The 18,292-nt window shown below is 41.7% G+C and carries 18 protein-coding genes; 8 read left to right on the top strand and 10 right to left on the bottom strand.

Annotated features, from left to right (window positions below):
• The gene (locus JC606_RS03885) at nucleotides 1-1,065 is read right to left on the bottom strand and encodes a glycosyltransferase family 9 protein (RefSeq protein WP_198778052.1); all 1,065 of its coding nucleotides are present in this window, start codon (nucleotides 1,063-1,065) and stop codon (nucleotides 1-3) included.
• 95 nt (nucleotides 1,066-1,160) lie between these two features.
• On the opposite strand from JC606_RS03885, the gene JC606_RS03880 reads away from it, so the two are divergent.
• Nucleotides 1,161-1,874, top strand: a complete 714-nt coding sequence (locus tag JC606_RS03880; protein WP_198778051.1) for a 3-deoxy-D-manno-octulosonic acid kinase — start codon at nucleotides 1,161-1,163, stop codon at nucleotides 1,872-1,874.
• Between the two features lie 16 nt (nucleotides 1,875-1,890).
• On the opposite strand, the gene waaA is transcribed toward JC606_RS03880, so the two are convergent.
• Nucleotides 1,891-3,153 (bottom strand): lipid IV(A) 3-deoxy-D-manno-octulosonic acid transferase, encoded by a 1,263-nt coding sequence (gene waaA / locus JC606_RS03875; RefSeq protein ID WP_198778050.1) that lies wholly within the window; start codon nucleotides 3,151-3,153, stop codon nucleotides 1,891-1,893.
• 132 nt (nucleotides 3,154-3,285) lie between these two features.
• Between waaA and JC606_RS03870 the strand changes: the two genes are divergently transcribed.
• From JC606_RS03870 to JC606_RS03850, 5 genes are read left to right on the top strand one after another with little or no spacing between them, the layout of a single operon-like run.
• Nucleotides 3,286-4,317, top strand: a complete 1,032-nt coding sequence (locus JC606_RS03870; protein ID WP_198778060.1) for a UDP-N-acetylglucosamine 2-epimerase — start codon at nucleotides 3,286-3,288, stop codon at nucleotides 4,315-4,317.
• 9 nt (nucleotides 4,318-4,326) lie between these two features.
• Nucleotides 4,327-5,118 carry a glycosyltransferase family 2 protein gene (locus JC606_RS03865; RefSeq protein WP_198778049.1) on the top strand — a complete coding sequence of 264 codons (792 nt, stop codon included), beginning with the start codon at nucleotides 4,327-4,329 and terminating at the stop codon, nucleotides 5,116-5,118.
• 10 nt (nucleotides 5,119-5,128) lie between these two features.
• Complete coding sequence (locus tag JC606_RS03860; RefSeq protein ID WP_198778048.1) at nucleotides 5,129-6,208, top strand: glycosyltransferase family 4 protein; 1,080 nt, start codon at nucleotides 5,129-5,131, stop codon at nucleotides 6,206-6,208.
• A gap of 2 nt (nucleotides 6,209-6,210) precedes the next feature.
• The gene (locus JC606_RS03855) at nucleotides 6,211-7,260 is read left to right on the top strand and encodes a glycosyltransferase family 52 (RefSeq protein WP_198778047.1); all 1,050 of its coding nucleotides are present in this window, start codon (nucleotides 6,211-6,213) and stop codon (nucleotides 7,258-7,260) included.
• Entirely contained in the window at nucleotides 7,257-8,366 is a 1,110-nt protein-coding gene (locus JC606_RS03850) for a glycosyltransferase (RefSeq protein WP_198778046.1), read from the top strand. Before JC606_RS03855 ends, JC606_RS03850 begins: the two co-directional genes overlap by 4 nt.
• Here the strand turns inward: JC606_RS03850 and JC606_RS03845 are convergent.
• The 3 genes from JC606_RS03845 to rfaD form a co-directional block, all read right to left on the bottom strand.
• Complete coding sequence (locus JC606_RS03845) at nucleotides 8,299-9,498, bottom strand: O-antigen ligase family protein (protein WP_198778045.1); 1,200 nt, start codon at nucleotides 9,496-9,498, stop codon at nucleotides 8,299-8,301. The genes JC606_RS03850 and JC606_RS03845 overlap by 68 nt on opposite strands.
• 10 nt (nucleotides 9,499-9,508) lie before the next feature.
• Entirely contained in the window at nucleotides 9,509-10,462 is a 954-nt protein-coding gene (gene lpxM / locus JC606_RS03840) for a lauroyl-Kdo(2)-lipid IV(A) myristoyltransferase (RefSeq protein WP_198778044.1), read from the bottom strand.
• Between the two features lie 120 nt (nucleotides 10,463-10,582).
• Nucleotides 10,583-11,524: an ADP-glyceromanno-heptose 6-epimerase gene (gene rfaD / locus JC606_RS03835; RefSeq protein WP_198778043.1), complete on the bottom strand. Its 942-nt coding sequence runs from the start codon at nucleotides 11,522-11,524 to the stop codon at nucleotides 10,583-10,585.
• Between the two features lie 152 nt (nucleotides 11,525-11,676).
• Here rfaD and JC606_RS03830 point away from each other — a divergent pair, with 152 nt between their 5' ends.
• On the top strand, nucleotides 11,677-12,840 hold the full coding sequence (locus tag JC606_RS03830; RefSeq protein ID WP_198778042.1) for a nucleotide sugar dehydrogenase: 1,164 nt from the start codon (nucleotides 11,677-11,679) through the stop codon (nucleotides 12,838-12,840).
• Between the two features lie 108 nt (nucleotides 12,841-12,948).
• On the top strand, nucleotides 12,949-13,587 hold the full coding sequence (locus tag JC606_RS03825; RefSeq protein WP_137406329.1) for a TetR/AcrR family transcriptional regulator: 639 nt from the start codon (nucleotides 12,949-12,951) through the stop codon (nucleotides 13,585-13,587).
• Nucleotides 13,588-13,640: 53 nt separating this feature from the next.
• Here the strand turns inward: JC606_RS03825 and JC606_RS03820 are convergent, their stop codons facing one another.
• The 5 genes from JC606_RS03820 to JC606_RS03800 form a co-directional block, all read right to left on the bottom strand.
• A complete protein-coding gene (locus JC606_RS03820; protein WP_137406328.1) occupies nucleotides 13,641-14,792 on the bottom strand; it encodes a murein hydrolase activator EnvC family protein in 1,152 nt (383 codons plus the stop codon).
• Nucleotides 14,793-14,930: 138 nt separating this feature from the next.
• On the bottom strand, nucleotides 14,931-15,752 hold the full coding sequence (cysE, locus tag JC606_RS03815; protein ID WP_102424919.1) for a serine O-acetyltransferase: 822 nt from the start codon (nucleotides 15,750-15,752) through the stop codon (nucleotides 14,931-14,933).
• 204 nt (nucleotides 15,753-15,956) lie between these two features.
• Nucleotides 15,957-17,021 (bottom strand): NAD(P)H-dependent glycerol-3-phosphate dehydrogenase, encoded by a 1,065-nt coding sequence (gene gpsA / locus JC606_RS03810; RefSeq protein WP_198778041.1) that lies wholly within the window; start codon nucleotides 17,019-17,021, stop codon nucleotides 15,957-15,959.
• Nucleotides 17,022-17,198: 177 nt separating this feature from the next.
• Nucleotides 17,199-17,666 (bottom strand): protein-export chaperone SecB, encoded by a 468-nt coding sequence (gene secB, locus JC606_RS03805; RefSeq protein ID WP_004741403.1) that lies wholly within the window; start codon nucleotides 17,664-17,666, stop codon nucleotides 17,199-17,201.
• 98 nt (nucleotides 17,667-17,764) lie between these two features.
• A complete protein-coding gene (locus JC606_RS03800; protein WP_004741402.1) occupies nucleotides 17,765-18,199 on the bottom strand; it encodes a rhodanese-like domain-containing protein in 435 nt (144 codons plus the stop codon).
• Between the last annotated feature and the right edge of the window lie 93 nt (nucleotides 18,200-18,292).

Raw genomic sequence — 18,292 nt, 5'->3', positions numbered from 1 at the left:
TTAGCTGTCCTTGCTTGGTGTTTTAATCGAGTTTATAGCTTTGTCTAATGTCTGTTTTACCATGTCGAGCGTGATGTCTTTCATTAAATCATCGCCTTTTGCTCGAGTTCCCCATGGAAGGTCTTTAACCGGTTTCCCTTGTTGCGCCTCTACGTGCTGTTGATAAACACTGACCACAATATCAAGGTCATTGTAGGGCCCTGTTCTTCGAGGATCACTGTGTGCGTATAACCCGATAACAGGTGTTGATTGTGTCGTCGCTAGATGCGCTGGGCCGGTATCTGGTGCGATTACCACGGTCGCATGTTTCAGTACAGCGGTGAGTTGCTTTAGGTTAGTTTTGCCAATTAAGTTGATGACAGGAGATTGGCATAACGACTCGATGTCCTTACCAAGGTTTACCTCTCTTGGCGCTGGAGAGCCACACAGTACCACTTGCATCCCTTTTTCTACTGCATAATCGGCAATAGCGGCATATCGTTCAGTTAACCAGTTACGTGAATCTTTGCTTGCAGCAGGAGAGATAACTAAGGTTTGTTTCCCAGCCATGGTGTCGATGGCTAGTTGTTCGTCTTCCGGTGTTAGAGGAATATCCCATTGGGGTTTATCGAAGGGCACACCAATGTAGCGAGCAAATTCGGCAAAGTTATCTAATACATGAAACTTGTCTGAAATAGGCAGGTGGCGATTAGTAAAGAGTGATTGCATTTCACGGGTACGGTTTTTGCCAAATCCTACCTTAAATTTCGCCTTTATTCCCCAGGAAAGTACGCTGGCTCTGAGTGCGGCTTGCATGTGTAGCAGCGCATCAAATTTGCGATCTGACAATTGGCGCCATAATTCACGCATCCCTTTGAAGCCTTGTTTCTTATCGAAAACAACGACTTCAATATCTGGCAGGTCGCCGATAAGCATGGCCTCTATTTTTCCGGTTATCCAGGTAATTTTCGTTTCAGGCCACTGCTTCTGGATGGCTTGAACCACAGAAATAGCATGACAAACATCGCCAATCGCGGATAGGCGAAGTATGCAAAGAGATTGAGGTGCAGTTGAGAACAGTGACATAAAGAGTCCGAAAAAGTGAATAACATCAGAATTATGCAGATACTCGCATTAGTTGTAAAATAGCAATGACGAAAAGCGACCCAAAGGCCTCATAGATGGAAACGATTAACACTAAGAACCAAATAATTTGGTATGACCCTGAACTTCTGACACAAGTGCCGGAGGGTGAGATGGTTCAGATCTTTGAGGCAAAATACTGGCAGCAACGTGATGCTATTTCAGGGAGTGCACAGGGCCGTGGTACCACCTGGTTTATTCAACTTGATGGAATGCAAGCCGCGTTGCGTCACTATCGTCGTGGTGGGCTATTTGGCAAACTCGTTGAAGATCAATATAGATTCTCTGATTGGGAAAGTACGCGCTGCGCGATGGAGCTTAATGTGCTTAACGTATTGGCTAACGCTGGCGTGAATGTACCTAGGCCAGTTGCGGCTCGGGCGACGAAAAGCGGGCTATTTTATCGTGCAGATCTGATGTCAGAGCGGATTCCCAATGCGAAAGATCTGGTTGATGTCTTGGTAGCTAATTCGCTAGGTGCGGATATTTATCAAAAAATTGGTCAAGAGATACGTAAAATGCACGATGCTGGGGTTAATCACACTGATCTTAACATTCATAATATCCTGCTTGATGATTCACAAAAGGTGTGGATTATTGACTTTGACAAGTGTAGTCAGCAAGCGGGTGATGACTGGAAAGAAGGCAACTTGAATCGCTTAAAGCGCTCATTCCTAAAAGAAGTAAACAAGCGCCAGATTCAATGGCAAGAGTCGGATTGGGAGCCTCTTTTAACAGGCTACCAAGGCTAACGAAATCGAATGGTTGTTAGCCAATGATGCGTTGTAAGGTGTTATCCAATGCCCCTCGGTTCTGCTTAACTACTTGGTAAGCCGCTAACCCTCTGTCTTTACGCAAATCAGGTTGGGCGAATAGTTCTTTGAGCTGGCCAGTAATCTCATTACTGTTTTGACAAATAGTGACAGCATGCGCCTCAAGCAGTTTGTCGGTAACCTCGCTAAAATTAAAGTAGCTAGGACCATTCAGTAGAGGCAATTGCAGGGCTGCTGGTTCAAGCAGGTTATGACCACCTACTTTATCGCCTACAAGACTTCCGCCCATAAAACAGACATCAGCGCCGCCGAGCAGTACCAACATTTCTCCCATCGTATCAGCTATATAGACTTCAACATCAGATGTTAATGGTTGCTGACTCGTTCGAGTGACGGTGTTGAAGTTGTGCTGCTTAGCGAGCTCTGCCACTTGGTTAAATCGCTCTGGGTGGCGAGGCACGATGATGAGTAGCGCATTCGGATTGTTTTTTATAAGTTGCTTATGAGCATCTAAAACAACATCGTCTTCACCTTGGTGAGTGCTAGCTGCAATCCAGACATCGCGATCAAAGCCAAATTGCTCCCTTAATGCTTTGCCATTTTCAACTTGTTCAGCAGAGACTTCAATATCAAACTTGATAGAGCCCGTCACATGCACAGATGCTTTATCTAGACCTAGCCTAACAAAACGCTCCGCATCACTAGGGTATTGGCAGAGTACCTGAGAAAGGTTGTTAGCTAGAAGGTTAAACACGGGTTGGAATTTGGCGTAGCGTTGGCACGAACGTTCAGAAAGGCGAGCGTTGAGTACTGAAATAGGAATTCCAGCTTTCGCGACGCAATGCAACGTGTTTGGCCAAAGCTCTGTTTCCATAATCAACATTTGCTTTGGTTTTACTGATTTAAGGAAACCTCCTACACACCAAGAAAAATCAATCGGCATGTAGCGATGTTCGACCAAATCACCCAGCTTGTCTATTTGCTCAGCACCTGTGCTGGTTGTCGTGGTAACGATGATGGCTTGATTTGGGGCTCGCTGCTTCAATTGCTTGATAATAGGTATCGCAGCAATAGATTCACCCACCGACACCGCATGAATCCAGATAGGGTTTTTACCTTGAACTTGTGGCGTGATACCGAAATGTTCTTTCCAGCGCTTGCCGAAACTTGGCTTTCCGGGTTTGCTCTTGTAAAGCCCATAGAGGAGCAGTGGAGAGGCCAATGACAATATAAGAGTGTATATAAGTCGTATAAGCATAAGAACAGTGACACCAGAGGGTAAAATCAGTAATCAGAAGAGTATTTTCTTCAATCTCGAAAGTAAAGAGCGTTATAATTAAATGCTTAGTGACACTTTCAAACGGAAATGGTGAACTCTATCTCATCGCTTATTCAAACCGATCAATCCTATCGTTTTTTGCTCTATGTCGAGCAGAACTACTCATTTGCTATCCTTCGTCCATTTTATAACTACGCGAAGCAACTTGGCCATGACGTAAAGTGGTTGCTCGTTGGTGAGGATGCTTCTGAACATCTCTTATTAGAGCAAGAGCAGCGCGTGTCTTTGACAGAAGCTGTCGCCTATAATCCTTCTGCTGTTTTAGTACCCGGAGACCGCGTTCCTGCTTTCATTCCAGGGTTGAAAGTGCAAGTGTTTCACGGTTTGAATGAGAGTAAACGAGGGAACTTATATCCTGAGCGTGGTCTATTTGATTTGTATTGCACAGAAGGCCATGAAAGAAGCAACTCATTGGAGCCATTAGCTAAGCAGCGCGGCTACTTTCAAGTCAAAGAGACTGGTTGGTTGAAGCTAGATAGCTTGTTAAATTACCAAGCCAGTGACAAGCATTTTGAAAGACCTCAAATTCTATTCGCTTCCACTTTTTCGCCAAGTTTATCCTGTGCTGAATTGGTTTATGAAGAGCTTAAGCGCCTAAGCAAACTGAGCCAGTGGCAATGGTTAGTCACATTGCATCCTAAAATGAAGCAAGAGACACGAGAAAAATACCAGGCGTTGGAAGGGGACAACCTTCTGTTCTTCGACAATGATCGAGTGATTGAAATGCAGCATCGTGCTGATGTGATGGTATGTGACAACTCATCGATCTTTCAGGAGTTTTTGTTGCTCAATAAGCCGGTTGTTACGGTAAATAACCGAGCCCCTCAAGCGAGTGTCATCAATATTACCCAAGCAGAGCAGTTAGAATCCGCAATTCAACAAGCGATGCTACCGGATGAAGTAAGAGACAAAGCCATCGCTAATTATGGTCCGTCAATAACGCCATATTTGGACGGTCAATCCTCAGCGAGAGTTCTGAGTGCTATTACGGATGTGCTAGAAAGCGGTTGGCAGGATAAAAAACCAAAAAATTGGATTCGTAACTTTAAAATCCGTAAATCATTAAACTATTGGAAATTCTAGGGCTGAATAATGAGAAAACATACCCTGTCTGTCATTGTTATTACCAAGAATGAAGAAGACCGAATTGAAACTTGCCTAAAATCTGTGGTTGATATTGCCGATGAGCTAATTGTGTTAGACAGCGGATCAACGGACACAACCGTTGAGATATGCCAAAAATACACAGACAACGTGACCATCACCGATTGGCCGGGCTTTGGTAAGCAAAAGCAAAGAGCATTAGATAAAGCGACATGTGATTGGGTGTTATCAATCGATGCGGATGAAGCTTTAGACCCTGAAATGAGTAATGCTCTTGTTGAGTTATTAAAACAAGATCAAATTAAACATACCGCTTATAAACTTCCTTGGGGAGTAACGCTCTATGGAACAACACTTAAGTATGGCCGTAGTGCTCGTGCTGTGTTGAGACTCTTCAAAAGAGAGGGCTCTCGATATACCTTGGATGAAGTGCACGAAACCGTTGTGCCGGAACAAGGAACGACGGGTACCCTGAAAGGATACTTACTCCACTACACCCATCGAGATTATGGGCACGGCTTAGATAAAGCGGCGCAATATGCTTGGCTTGGTTCTCAAAAATATCACCGTAAAGGTAAGAAATCACACGGCTTATTCCTTGCTCTACTTCGAGCGATGTGGACGTTCTTCCTTGTGTATATTATCCGTCGTGGTTTTATGGATGGCAGTGTCGGTTTCATTATGGCTATGACTTACGCTCAAGTGAATTTCAATAAATATGTCGGTTTGTGGATTCTTGAAAATCGCTCAGAAGACAGTTCAACAGACCAAGCTAAATAGGGACCGAGAGATGAAGATTTTAGTTTGTGCATCTTACTTACATGCATGGAACAGTTTGCGTCCAGAGGCTGCGATTTTTATCGAGCTAGCTCGTCAAGGGCATCAAGTGACGATCATGACTCAGGGAGAATCTGAGCACGTATCGAAGCTAGAAGAGCACGGCATCCGAGTTGTTGATGGCTATCCTAAACGTAAAATTTGTTTTGATACCATTAAAAAGATCCGTCATGAGTTAAAAACGCACAATTACGACATCTGCTATGCTTTTAACTCTAAGACAATACCCAATGCAGCTTTTGCGTGTATTGGCTTTGACGTTAAGTTGGTTGTTTATCGAGGTACTACTGGCGGGCTATATCGACATGACCCAAGTGCTTACCTAACTCAGCTCCATCCTCGTGTAGATGGCATTGTATGTGTGTCTGAAGCAGTGCGACAGGATGTAGTGAAGCGCGTTTGGAAGAACAAAGATAACGTTGTTACCATATACAAAGGGCATGAATTGGATTGGTACAAGGTACCACCAACTGAGCGCTCTGAATTTGGTTTGAGTGAAGAGGATGTTGTTGCGATTACTGCAGCGCACGTCAGGCCAAGCAAAGGTATTTCCGTTTTGCTTGAAGCGACCAAATACATTTCGGCACCCAACTTCCACCTTATTTTAGCGGGTAGCGGCTATGAGCCTCACTTTGATGAGATGAAAGCGAGTCCTATGAGTGAGCGAATTCATTACATTGGTCATCGAACTGACATTCCTTCGATCATGTGTATGGCAGACTTTCAAGTTCAACCATCGATCAGCGGAGAAGGGCTACCACGCACTATTGTTGAAGCAATGGCTAATGGTACTACTTCTGTAGTCACGACTACTGGTGGAGCACCTGAACTCGTTGTGGATGGTGAAACGGGTTATATTGTCCCTACGGGAGACGCTAAAGCATTGGGTGAGGCTATGGACAAGCTCGCACAAGACAAGGCCAAGTGCACAGCCATGAGTGAAGCGGCCAAGAAGCGCCTAGATGAAAGCTTTAGCTCACGAGTAACAGTGAAAAAGCATCTGGAATTTTTTTATAGATTGTTGAGTAAATAGTTATGAACCTGTATTTGTGTTCTACGTTGCGTCACTTTCTATTTGCTTTATTGAGGTCATTAAAAGAAGTAGAGAAGGAAAGCCGAATAATAGTTGTTACTGACCAGCAAGGTTTGGAGCCTGATAGTTTTGATTTATCTATTTTACCTAGCACCATTACGGTGAAATTTATAGGTAGAAAAAAATGCCTTAAAGAAATATATAGAGGTAGTTTAGGGATGATTCATAAATGTTTTGCTGCCGCCAATTGTCAGAATGAATTTTTCAAAAAAAGAACAGCTAGAAAGTTATATGAAAATGACATATTGAGTGAACCATTTTCAAAAAACAAAACTCGTTTATTTTTATTTAATGACCGAAACCGACTTTCCAGGTTAATACGTTTGGCTTTTCCCTATTATGAGGTTATAGAGGATGGGTTATCTAATTATACAGGTTCGGAGTTAAGTCTCACAGATCGATTTTTGTCTAATAAAAAAGGTCGGCGTTATATTGGAGATGATAAACGTTGTAAAATTATTTATTTATTACAGCCAGAACTAGCAGCTAGTCAGATTGAAAATAAAGTACAACGTATAGACTTTATCGATTCTAATAACGTAAATACATTTTTATATTCAATATTTAAATTGGATAATTCGAGTGTTGATGTTCCTGATGTGATCATTGCAACTCAACCTATATCTATATCAGGAATGAGTGACTCGGGATATGATATCAATATTTACCGAAGAATGATGGAGCATCTTGAAGCTAAAAATTGGACATATGCTTTTAAAGTACATCCTAGAGAAAACGAATGTAAGTACAAAAGTGCATTCCCAACGTCAAATTTTATAAAAAGTAAAATTCCATTGGAATTATTAGTATTTTCTTCTTCAAATTCACCAATGATCTTATCTGTTTACTCTAGCGCTGGTATGGGCTTTGAAGGGTTTTGCCGTAGAGTGACCTTAATAAAGGATGATGAAGCTGAGATACAGGCTGATATATATAATAAATGGAAACAAAGTCTTTTAGACTTAAATAAACGTTTAGAGGCATTATTTTGATAAGAAAGATGGTTTTTGTAATATCAGCTCTACGTGGTGGTGGTGCTGAGAAATTCGTGCTTAACCTTTACAAAGCAATGGAAAAATATCAAGGCTATGAATGTCATATTGTTTCTATAGAGAAAGCGGTTGAGCATAATATTGAAGGATACAGGGTACACTTTGTTAGTGATTTTTGTAATGTGTCAAAAAAAGGATTAAGGCGTCTTATATATAAAAAAAATGTAGCAAAAGCTGTAGATGATTATATACGTAATAATATATCTCAAGATGCATTTATACTGAGTAATATGTTACTCTCTGATAAAATTATGTCTGAGAGTAAACTAAAAGTCCATCACGTAATACACAATTCCTATAAGACAGCATTTTTATCGGGCAAAGGTTTTTTTAAAAAAATTCAAATAAAAAATAATATCAATAAATTGTATCGCAATCACCCACTAGTATTCGTTTCCCAAGCTGCAGAAGTTGAATATAATGAGGAGTTCTATTCACCATTTGATAATCAAGTTATCTATAACCCAACAGAGTTGTCTGACCTTCAAGCTTTGTCAAATTCAATAGTAGAAGATCTAGAGGCTAGATATCTTATTCATATAGGAAGATTTAACCGTCAAAAGCGTCATGACCGGTTGATTAAAGCATTTTCCAAAATTAAAAATAGTGATGTAAAGCTATTGCTTGTTGGGAACGGAAGTTTAAAGTCAGAATCAGAAAAATTAGTTAGTGATTTAGGTCTACAAGATAGGGTTATATTTAAAGGGTTCACAGACAACCCATATCCTTATTTAAAAAAAGCAGAAGGTCTAGTTCTAAGCTCTGACTTTGAAGGTCTTCCTACTGTATTGATCGAAGCGATTGCACTGAATACTCCAGTAGTTACTACTGACTGTAGTGGAGGTATTAGAGAAATTATAGGAGATAATGAAAATGTTATCTCCCCTAATCATGATACAGAAAAACTATCTAACATGATGGATAGTCTAATTCTTTCACCGGATGAATTTCAATGTTCATTCCCTAACAAGTTTTTAGCTAGTGAGGTTTCATCTCAGTATCATAATTTACACTCTCTTCATTACAATTCAACAAGAAATAAGTGAGTAGTAAAATTGGTAGCAATGAAAAAGGTTGGCTCATTGGTGTATCAGTTAAACATGCTAAGGCGATTAACATTGTTAATGTGTACACAAGAACTCTAGTTTTTGTTTTTTTACGAAAGGATATTATGCATGGGATTACCTGAATCGCTAGTAATAGTATACAACCTATTATCCCAGTTTTCACTAGTTTATCTATATATTGGTTATGGTAATGTGTCGGCGAGTATCTAGCTACAGCATCAGAGACTTTACCTTTTCGATTTAATGTCTTTAATTCATCTGCATGAGAGTCACCTAATCCGTAAATGGGACTAAGTGCATATAATTGTTGGGCTGCTTTCCAAAATTGGAAACGCAGTCCGATCGAAGAATTCATGTCACCATCTGATAATCTCTGAATTTCAACTAGTGTAACTTCAGTTCTGTTTTTTATAACTTCAAACGAAGCCATAAAAATAACAGACAATGAAATGATTGTAACGAATAAGTGTTTCATCTTTATACTCTTGTTATTTATTAAATATAAAAAAACAAGAAGGGAAGATGTTATTATTAGTGGGAATATGGCGCCTCTGGTTTCAGTTATAAATATTCCCATAACTAATAATGTATAGCTCACAATCGATATTTTACACTTCTTAAATAAACATAGGTATAGTGCAGATATTGCATATAATGTTAAAGTTATCGAATAAGGTATTGGGTTGACGGTTCGAATTCCTCTCTCAATATCTAATCCATATCTGTTATAAGTCAGCATTAAAAATGACAGGAACGCAGCAAACAATAACAACCATTTTAAATTTTTAAAATTTAAAATATCTTTAGGTAATACCAAAAGATAAAGCATAGCTGCTAAGTAACTCCTTAACTCACCAGAGCCAAATCCAATTGTTTCATAAAATAATACATTAAATATAGAAATCACAAAAAGACTTAGTATATAAGGATTTTTGTAATTTTTCTTTATGTTATCAAGTTTATGATATCCAATCGATACTATTATAGATATCAAAAAAATTATAACTATACTTTTATCAGCACCAGGAACTATTAGGAAACCACTAAATAGCCATATTATTGGAAGTAAGATAATAATATCGATGATTTTTTTTAAATTTAAATTTGGCATGTTTCACATGTTATGTATAAGGGTTAATATTGCTATCCGGACGAGTCTTAAGCAGTCTTAAGATCCACATATATTGCTCAGGCTTTTTGCTCACGTAATCTTCAATGCATTGATTCATCATACGCGCATCCTGTTCTTCGCTTCCTGTTGGAAATGGTAAAGCGGGGTAGAAGTCCAGAGTGTATTGGCCAGTGTTGCTATCGTATTGAGCGAATAGTGGAACAATTTTAGCCTTGCTCAGCTTAGATAATCGACCAAGGCCTGAAATAGTTGCTTTTTGTGTCGCGAAGAAGTCTACGAAGACACTATGCTCGCGACCAAGGTCTTCATCAGGAAGGTAATAACCTAGGTAACCATCTCGTACAGATTTAATGAAAGGTTTTATACCGCCGCTACGGTCATAAACTCGACCGCCGTATTGTACGCGCTGTCGATGCATCAGCCAGTCACTGAGCTTGTTTTTTTGGGCTTTCGCCATTGCAGATACTGGTAGGTTGCGTGATGCTAGCAACACTGCTGGGATATCTATAGCCCATGTATGTGGTACTAACAAGATAACATTCTCGCCACTATTCGTAATATCGGTTAGGTTGCTCAGACCGTTAATTGACGTATTACTCTCTAACCAACCTTTACTTTTGAGGGTTAGGGATGCAAAGCCCATCAAAAATGAGATGGATGTAACGTATGACTTATAAAGGACTTCTTCGCGCTGTTCGATTGATTGTTCAGGAAAACACATCTCAAGGTTTACACGCGCTCGACGGTTGGCTTTATTCTTTATTTTTACGGCTTGTCTAGCCATAAATTTAGCTATAAATAAACGAATACTATTAGGCAAAAAGCTAACTAACGAAGATAGCAGTACTGCGACCCAGGTGCCCCAGTACTTCGGTGCTAAAAAGCCCCATTCAAATTCAGGATTGTATGCTTTTGGGTCAAAGTCATTGCGTTGTGTGGTCATCAATACACTACATTTTTATTAGGGAAACGGGCTAATAGCTCGCGACTCAGGAAATGATTATATTTTTCAGTGATGGACCCATCAAGAGAGTCCATCATTAAGTTAGTGTTTTCTCACTTATTATGCATTAATAAGCTTCATGTATTCGGCAACACCGTCGGCGACAGACTTAAATTCAATATCGCAGCCTGCACCGCGTAGTTTAGTTAAATCAGCTTGGGTGAATTCTTGATAAGCGCCTTTTAAGTGGTCTGGGAATGGGATGGTTTCAATTTCTCCCTTGCCATGATGTTTGATTACCGCTTTTGCTACTTCTTCAAATGACTCTGCATTGCCGGTGCCCAGGTTAAAAATACCAGAAGTGCCACTTTCTAAGAACCAGAGGTTTACCGCAGCCACATCGCCAACATAAATAAAATCACGCTTAAAGGTTTCGCTGCCTGCAAACAGTTTTGGATTTTCACCAGCGTTCATTTGGTTGTTCAGGTGGAAGGCAACGGATGCCATGCTACCTTTGTGTTGTTCGCGCGGGCCATAAACATTGAAGTATCTGAAGCCTACGATTTGTGAAAGTGTCTCGTTGTGCGCTGCTGCATCAGCCGTTAGGCGACGAACGTAGTTGTCAAACTGTTGTTTTGAGTAACCGTATACGTTCAATGCACCTTCGTATTCACGCTCTTCAATGAAAGTATCAGTTTCACCATACGTTGCTGCGGAAGAGGCATATAGGAACGGAATTTCACGTTCAACACAGTAATGAAGCAGCTCTTTTGAGTACTCATAGTTGTTAAGCATCATGTATTTGCCATCCCACTCAGTGGTCGTAGAGCATGCACCTTCGTGAAAGATCGCTTCAATATGGCCGAAGTCATCGCCAGCCATTACTTGAGTTAGAAAGTCATCTCGATCCATGTAATCTGTGATGTCTAGATCGACAAGGTTCTTAAACTTCTTACCGTCTTTTAAGTTGTCGACGACTAGAATATCGTTGTGGCCCGCTTCGTTAAGCGCTTTAACAATATTGCTGCCAATCATGCCAGCACCACCGGTTACGATAATCATAATTCTCTAACTCTTTTGAATAAAAAACTATCACGAGTATAGCAAGGAATGGATAAGGCGGGCTAGTGGAATAATTTCCCAACCAGAGTATGATACGGCAAGCTAAGTTATAAATCTTGTTGAGTTAATTTCTCAAAACTATAGGTATTATCATGAAGATTGCAGTAGCCGGTACAGGGTATGTAGGTCTCTCAAATGCGATGTTGCTAGCACAGCATCATGAAGTGATCGCAGTAGATATCATCGATGAAAAAGTGACGATGCTTAACAATAAGCAGTCGCCTATTGTTGATGCTGAAATAGAACACTTTCTGGCAAACAAAGCGCTGAACTTCAGGGCTACAACCGATAAATCAGTGTATGAAGATGCTGAGTTTATCATTATTGCAACGCCTACTGATTATGATCCTAAAAACAACTATTTTGATACCAGCTCCGTTGAGTCTGTTATCCAAGATGTGATGGCTGTAAATCCTAAAGCTGTAATGGTCATCAAATCAACGGTACCTGTTGGCTATACTGAACGGGTCAAGCAAGAGCTGGACTGCGAAAATATCATGTTTTCCCCTGAGTTTTTACGCGAAGGTAAAGCGTTGTACGATAATTTGAACCCTTCTCGAATTATTGTTGGCGAGTGCTCTGAGCGAGCTAAAGTGTTTGCAGAACTGCTTGTCGAAGGAGCTGAAAAAGACAATATCGATGTTTTGTTCACCAACTCTACGGAAGCTGAAGCAGTAAAACTTTTCTCTAATACGTATCTAGCAATGCGTGTTGCATATTTCAATGAACTTGACTCTTACGCGGAAGCACATGGATTAGACTCTCGCCAGATTATAGAGGGTGTGGGTTTAGACCCTCGAATTGGCAATCACTACAACAACCCTTCGTTTGGTTATGGTGGCTATTGTCTACCGAAAGATACCAAACAGCTATTAGCTAACTACCAAGATGTACCAAATAACATTGTCGGTGCTATTGTTGACGCTAACCGTACCCGCAAAGATTTTATTGCGGATTCAATCATCAAGCGTTCCCCTAAAGTGGTCGGCATTTATCGCTTGATCATGAAGGCAGGTTCGGACAACTTCCGTGCCTCTTCAATTCAAGGGATTATGAAGCGTTTGAAAGCGAAAGGCATCGAAGTGGTTGTGTTTGAACCGGTATTACAAGAAGAGCACTTCTTCAATTCGAAAGTCTATTCTGACCTTGCTGAATTTAAAGCGGTGTCTGATGTGATTGTTTCCAATCGAATGGTAAAAGAGATCGCTGATGTGGCAGATAAGGTTTACACACGAGATTTATTTGGCAGTGATTGATTTGGTTCTATTTTAGCTAGTGCTAATTAGACCAGATGTTAACAGCTCGATCTATCTGTTTAGTGGCGATATACTGAACCACTAAACGGATAGGGATACTAATAAATAATGAAAACACGTGACAAGATTGTTTACGCTGCTGTAGAGCTTTTTAACGAGCATGGTGAGCGTAGTATTACGACTAATCATATTGCTGACCACATCGAGATCAGCCCTGGTAACCTCTACTACCACTTTCGTAACAAGCAAGAAATTGTCCGTGATATCTTTACCCTCTACTCTACTGAATTGCTGGAAAGGTTTACCCCGATCCAAGGTCAGAAAGAGAGCCTCACTCTATTAAAACACTATCTAGATTCGATATTTACTCTGATGTGGAAGTACCGATTCTTCTACGCAAACCTTCCTGAAATCTTGTCTCGTGACGAGAAACTTCATCTTGATTACATGGCTGTGCAAGAAAGGTTACAAACTAACCTTGTCGATATTATGAGAGCTTTTGTTGAATTGAACTTGCTGAAAGCGTCCGATTCAGAGATGAAATCGATGGTGACGTCTCTTCACTTGATTGCATCGGGCTGGTTAGCTTACCAGTCTGCGATGTCCCCAAAAGCGCAAATAACGGAGCAGGTTGTTCATCAAGGTATGTTGCAGATGATCGCGACCGTTAAACCAATTGCCACCGCGCAAGGTTTTGAACAGCTGACATTATTGGAAGATGGTGTAAGGGCGTTGAACTCTAAATAGAAAGATACGAGTAAGTGCGGTATGGGATACTAATTCGCATCCCGTAGCTGCTTTTATCTGACCAACCAACTCTTTGGGTTTTGAGCTTGGCTGTTTCTGCGGATTTCAAAATAGAGGGATGGGCGAGTTTGACCACCAGTATCACCAGCAAGGGCAATCGCTTCACCGGCTTTCACTTTATCGCCTTCCTTCTTGAGTAGTGCTTGGTTAAAGCCATAAAGCGTCATGTCACCTTTACCGTGATCAAGAAGGACTACTAAGCCATAACCTCGCAGGTACTCAGCAAATACAACGGTGCCTGAGTAAACAGATTTAACCTGCTGACCATATTTGGCATTGATTACCATCCCTTTCCAATTAACTTGTCCGGTTTGGCGTGAACCGTAGTTATGCAGAACTTTTCCTTTGATTGGCCAAGGTAGTTTTCCTTTACGTTTTGCTAAGCCATCCATAGGCACCGCGTTACGTCTTTCTCGTGCAGCTTTCTCTGCTTTGGCGATCTCCGCTTTGAGGCGAGTCTCATTACGCTGCAGCTCGGCTAAGTAATTTTTATCGCCTGAGATGTTTTTCTTAATACTGCCAACGGTTTTCTTACGCTGCGTTTGAGTCTGGGCTAATTTATCGCGTTTTGTTGTCTGTTGTTTTAACAGAGTTGCGATCTGCTCTTGTTCAAGTTGGCGCTGTTTATGGCTTTCTTCTAACTCAAGTTGTGTTTGTTCAATGGTTTTGATTGTTGCAGAACGGGCTTTAGCAAGATGTTGGTAGTAATGGCTAATACGATCTTCTTCGACGCCCGTGTTGAGAATGTTAGATGAGGCTTTGGCGCGGCTTGTCATATAGTAAGTTTGAATCAGTTGTTCCAACTTATCGGTATGAGCTTTTTTCTGAGCGGTAAGAGCTTTGATCTTAGCATCTAAGCTAGCAATATTGGCATTCGCCGTATTAAGCTGCTTTTTACTGTCTTGGATGGCTTTTCCCAGTGCAGCTATTGATAGCTCTTGTTTTTTTAGGCTCGCTTGTAGACTATCGAGCTTCTTTTGCTGTGAAGAGAGGGCTTTTTGCTGGCGAGAGATCTCGCTAGACACACCCTTTAATTCACCTTGAGATGCGGCAAATGACGATGTTGATAAAAGCGCAGCACTGAGGCTGGTAGATATAAGAAGAGTTCGGCTGATAGCTCGAATATGTTTCATCATTATCGTCATTTAGTTGTATTCATCTGCTCTTAAATTTTCGAATTCCGCTGAATCGAATCCACACTCGCTTCGTATCTCGGTTACTTGACTTCCGCTTCTGCTTTTAATCTCTTCATATCTCGATACTCGTATCCCGTTAGTGCTGTTTTATATCCCATCACCATGGATAAAGCTTTGTGAGCGACCATTGAACCCTTGGTCCATATCAAGAGAAGGCTTATCTGTCTTTGGCTTACCGACAATCTTAGCGGGAACACCAGCGACCGTAGTATGTGGTGGTACAGCTTGTAGTACCACAGAACAAGAGCCAATTTTAGCGCCTTCACCCACTTCAATATTGCCGAGTATTTTCGCACCAGCACCAATCATCACGCCTTCACGGATTTTAGGGTGACGGTCGCCGCCTTCCTTACCGGTACCGCCGAGAGTAACATCTTGAAGGATGGATACGTCGTTTTCGACTACCGCCGTTTCACCGATAACAATACCAGTCGCGTGGTCGAGCATGATAGCTTTGCCGATACGTGCTGCAGGGTGGATATCCACTTGGCATGCGACTGAAATTTGATTCTGCAGGTAAGTGGCAAGTGCAATACGCCCTTGCTTCCATAACCAGTTAGCCACGCGATAACCTTGCAGTGCGTGGTAGCCCTTAAGGTAGAGTAATGGCATAGAGTACATTTCTACAGCCGGATCTCGAGTAACTGTCGCGCAGATATCACAAGCGGCCGCATCAATGATCGAGTCATCTTCTTCAAAGGCTTGTTCAACAACTTCACGCACTGCCATCGCAGGCATTGAGGCTGTCTTTAACTTGTTAGCAAGAATGTAACTGAGTGCGGCCCCTAGGCTTTCATGGTTGATAATCGTGGCATGGTAAAAACTCGCAAGCATAGGTTCCTGCTCAGACTGCTGTCGAGCTTCTTTTACGATGCATTGCCAAACTTTTTGTTGTTCACAGTGTTTCATTTTTCCATCCATTCTTTATCAGGGGCTGATGCGATGGCGAGATGAGAGTTTCTAAGAGCTACAAGAACAGAAGCGAGTAACCGAGATTCGAGTAACGAAAAGTAGCCGTCATTAAGAGCTCAATTTGCTCTTGCTCTCTTCGTATCTCGTTTACCCGAATCTCGTATCTGCTTTTACTCTTTTCGCATCCCGCATCTGCTCATATTATCTTTCTGACTTTTTATCTCGAGCAAGTAGATCTTGCGCAGCTAAGTGTGCATCCTTTCCTTGATACAGCACTTGGTAAATTTGTTCAACAATTGGCATCTCAACGCCCATGCGTTCTGATAGTAACCAAACTTCTTTAGTGTTGCGATAACCCTCTACCACTTGACCAATTTCTTCTTGGGCGGTATCAACATCTTTACCTGAACCTAACGCTAAACCAAAACGACGGTTACGCGATTGGTTGTCGGTACATGTTAGTACTAGGTCGCCAAGTCCCGCCATACCCATGAAGGTTTCTGGTTGTGCACCAAGAGCAGCACCCAGTCGGCTCATCTCAGCTAAACCACGGGTAATTAACGCTGTACGTGCATTAGCACCGAAGCCAATACCATCCGACATGCCAGCACCAATCGCAATAACGTTTTTAACCGCACCACCAAGCTGCATACCAATGAAATCTGAGTTTGCGTATACACGGAATGTCTTGCCACAGTGAATTTTTTCTTGAAGCTCTTCTAAGAAGGTCTCATCTGGTGACGCGACTGAAATTGCTGTCGGCATACCCATCGCTAGTTCTTTGGCAAAAGTAGGGCCGGATAGAACCGCTAGAGAGTAATTGCCACCAAGTACATCGTGTGCGACATCTTTGAGTAGGCGACCTGTTTCCGGCTCTAACCCTTTCGTTGCCCAGCAGATGCGAGAATTCTCTGATAAATGAGGCTTTAGACTATTTAAAACGGTGCCAAACACGTGGCTAGGAACGACGACTAGGAGGTCACGGCTTGCTGTCACCGCTTTCTCGAGGTCTGACTCGATGATCAGACTTTCTGGGAAATCGATATTAGGAAGAAATGCATTGTTAGCGCGCTCTGATTCAAGGCGGGCCATGTGGATAGGGTCATGCCCCCAAAGAACAACATTTGCACCGTTACGCGCGAGAGATATAGCTAAAGAGGTCCCGTAAGAACCAGCGCCAATGACAGTCATTGCGATATCTTTGCCGTAAAAGCTGTCTTTACCAAAAGCGCTTGTCGTGTGAGTCGGGCGAGTAGTATCTGTCATGCTTCCACCTAAAAATAATGAGGCAAATCTAAGAGTTCTGGAAAAGCTTCCTACTAAAGTTAGAGGGCTTTCTATCTCAGTACAGTGTAAAGAAAAAATGCACACCGCAGAAGTTACGATGTGCATTTAAGAGTTAACTAGCGTTTGAAACGTTGGGGTTAAGTTCTACTTTGAGACTTAAGCCTGCTCGCCTTCAGCTTGTTGAGCTTGGTTTTGTAGGTAGTTCATGAACAAAGCATCGAAGTTAACAGGTGCTAGGTTCAGTTGTGGGAACGTACCTTTAACCACTAGGCTAGAGATTGTTTCACGAGCGTATGGGAATAGGATGTTCGGGCAGAATGCGCCTAGGCAATGTGCTAGTTGGCCCGCTTCCATTTCGCTTGCAGAGAAGATACCACCTTGCTGAACTTCACAAAGGAATGCAGTGTCGTCTGCGTTCTTCACAGTAACCGTTAGGCGTAGGATTACTTCGTAAACACCTTGACCAAGTTCGCGGCTTTGAGTGTCTAGGTCCAGTTTTACATCTGGATTCCACTCTTTTTGAAACATGTCTGGAGAGTTTGGCGCTTCGAAAGATACGTCTTTTAGGAAGATACGTTGGATTGCGAAGTTCTGTTGTGCGTCTTGTTGTGCTGCTTCAGCCATTTTCTTGTCCTTAAAAATTTAAATTAGGTTTGGTTCGTAATATCTGTTGAACAAAACCCGAAAGTTAGTTTACTAGGTCTGCTTGCTTTTTACCTTTACTATTTCTTACCTTTAACCAAAGGCAGGTTAGCTTCGCTCCAAGCCACTAGGCCACTTTTCAGCACGCTTACGTTTTCGAAGCCTGCTTTAACCAGCAAGTTAGCGCTTTCTTGAGCAGTTTGACCTGTCTTGCATACTACGATGATTGGGTCAGCTTTACGGCTTTCAAGGCTACCTAAGTTATTTGATTTGATGTCTGACGGCAAAATGTGAAGTGCGTCAGTAATATGGCCCTTTTTGAACTCATCTTTAGTACGAATATCAACCACAACGCCGTTCTCACGGTTAATCAGTTGTGTGGTTTGCGCCGCAGTGATCTCTTTGTAGGCTGCGTTTGATGTTTTGATTACGTTCGCAATGATGGCAACAACCAAGCCGATCCATACGATGGCTAAAATCATATTCTCTTGAACAAATGGAACTAACTCTTGCATGTCTTGAACTCTTATCCGTTATTGGGCAGAAAATTATAAGGTAGGAGTATAGCGAGGTTTGGAGTTTTGTGTACATAGTGATCTGAATCTTTG

This window comes from Vibrio sp. IB15 (assembly GCF_016406055.1).
GTDB lineage: Bacteria > Pseudomonadota > Gammaproteobacteria > Enterobacterales > Vibrionaceae > Vibrio > Vibrio chagasii.
The sequence above is the reverse complement of the archived record's forward strand: the minus strand, read 5'-3'. Positions and strand labels throughout refer to the sequence as shown.

What these genes read in the sequence shown, in the direction of transcription:
- JC606_RS03845 (WP_198778045.1), bottom strand. Translation starts at nt 9,498, where the DNA reads ATGCCAAATTTAAATTTAAAAAAAATCATCGATATTATTATCTTACTT.
- JC606_RS03820 (WP_137406328.1), bottom strand. Translation starts at nt 14,792, where the DNA reads ATGACGATAATGATGAAACATATTCGAGCTATCAGCCGAACTCTTCTT.
- JC606_RS03800 (WP_004741402.1), bottom strand. Translation starts at nt 18,199, where the DNA reads ATGCAAGAGTTAGTTCCATTTGTTCAAGAGAATATGATTTTAGCCATC.
- JC606_RS03880 (WP_198778051.1), top strand. Translation starts at nt 1,161, where the DNA reads ATGGAAACGATTAACACTAAGAACCAAATAATTTGGTATGACCCTGAA.
- JC606_RS03825 (WP_137406329.1), top strand. Translation starts at nt 12,949, where the DNA reads ATGAAAACACGTGACAAGATTGTTTACGCTGCTGTAGAGCTTTTTAAC.
- gpsA (WP_198778041.1), bottom strand. Translation starts at nt 17,021, where the DNA reads ATGACAGATACTACTCGCCCGACTCACACGACAAGCGCTTTTGGTAAA.
- JC606_RS03865 (WP_198778049.1), top strand. Translation starts at nt 4,327, where the DNA reads ATGAGAAAACATACCCTGTCTGTCATTGTTATTACCAAGAATGAAGAA.
- JC606_RS03885 (WP_198778052.1), bottom strand. Translation starts at nt 1,065, where the DNA reads ATGTCACTGTTCTCAACTGCACCTCAATCTCTTTGCATACTTCGCCTA.
- waaA (WP_198778050.1), bottom strand. Translation starts at nt 3,153, where the DNA reads ATGCTTATACGACTTATATACACTCTTATATTGTCATTGGCCTCTCCA.
- cysE (WP_102424919.1), bottom strand. Translation starts at nt 15,752, where the DNA reads ATGAAACACTGTGAACAACAAAAAGTTTGGCAATGCATCGTAAAAGAA.
- JC606_RS03855 (WP_198778047.1), top strand. Translation starts at nt 6,211, where the DNA reads ATGAACCTGTATTTGTGTTCTACGTTGCGTCACTTTCTATTTGCTTTA.
- rfaD (WP_198778043.1), bottom strand. Translation starts at nt 11,524, where the DNA reads ATGATTATCGTAACCGGTGGTGCTGGCATGATTGGCAGCAATATTGTT.
- secB (WP_004741403.1), bottom strand. Translation starts at nt 17,666, where the DNA reads ATGGCTGAAGCAGCACAACAAGACGCACAACAGAACTTCGCAATCCAA.
- lpxM (WP_198778044.1), bottom strand. Translation starts at nt 10,462, where the DNA reads ATGACCACACAACGCAATGACTTTGACCCAAAAGCATACAATCCTGAA.
- JC606_RS03860 (WP_198778048.1), top strand. Translation starts at nt 5,129, where the DNA reads ATGAAGATTTTAGTTTGTGCATCTTACTTACATGCATGGAACAGTTTG.
- JC606_RS03830 (WP_198778042.1), top strand. Translation starts at nt 11,677, where the DNA reads ATGAAGATTGCAGTAGCCGGTACAGGGTATGTAGGTCTCTCAAATGCG.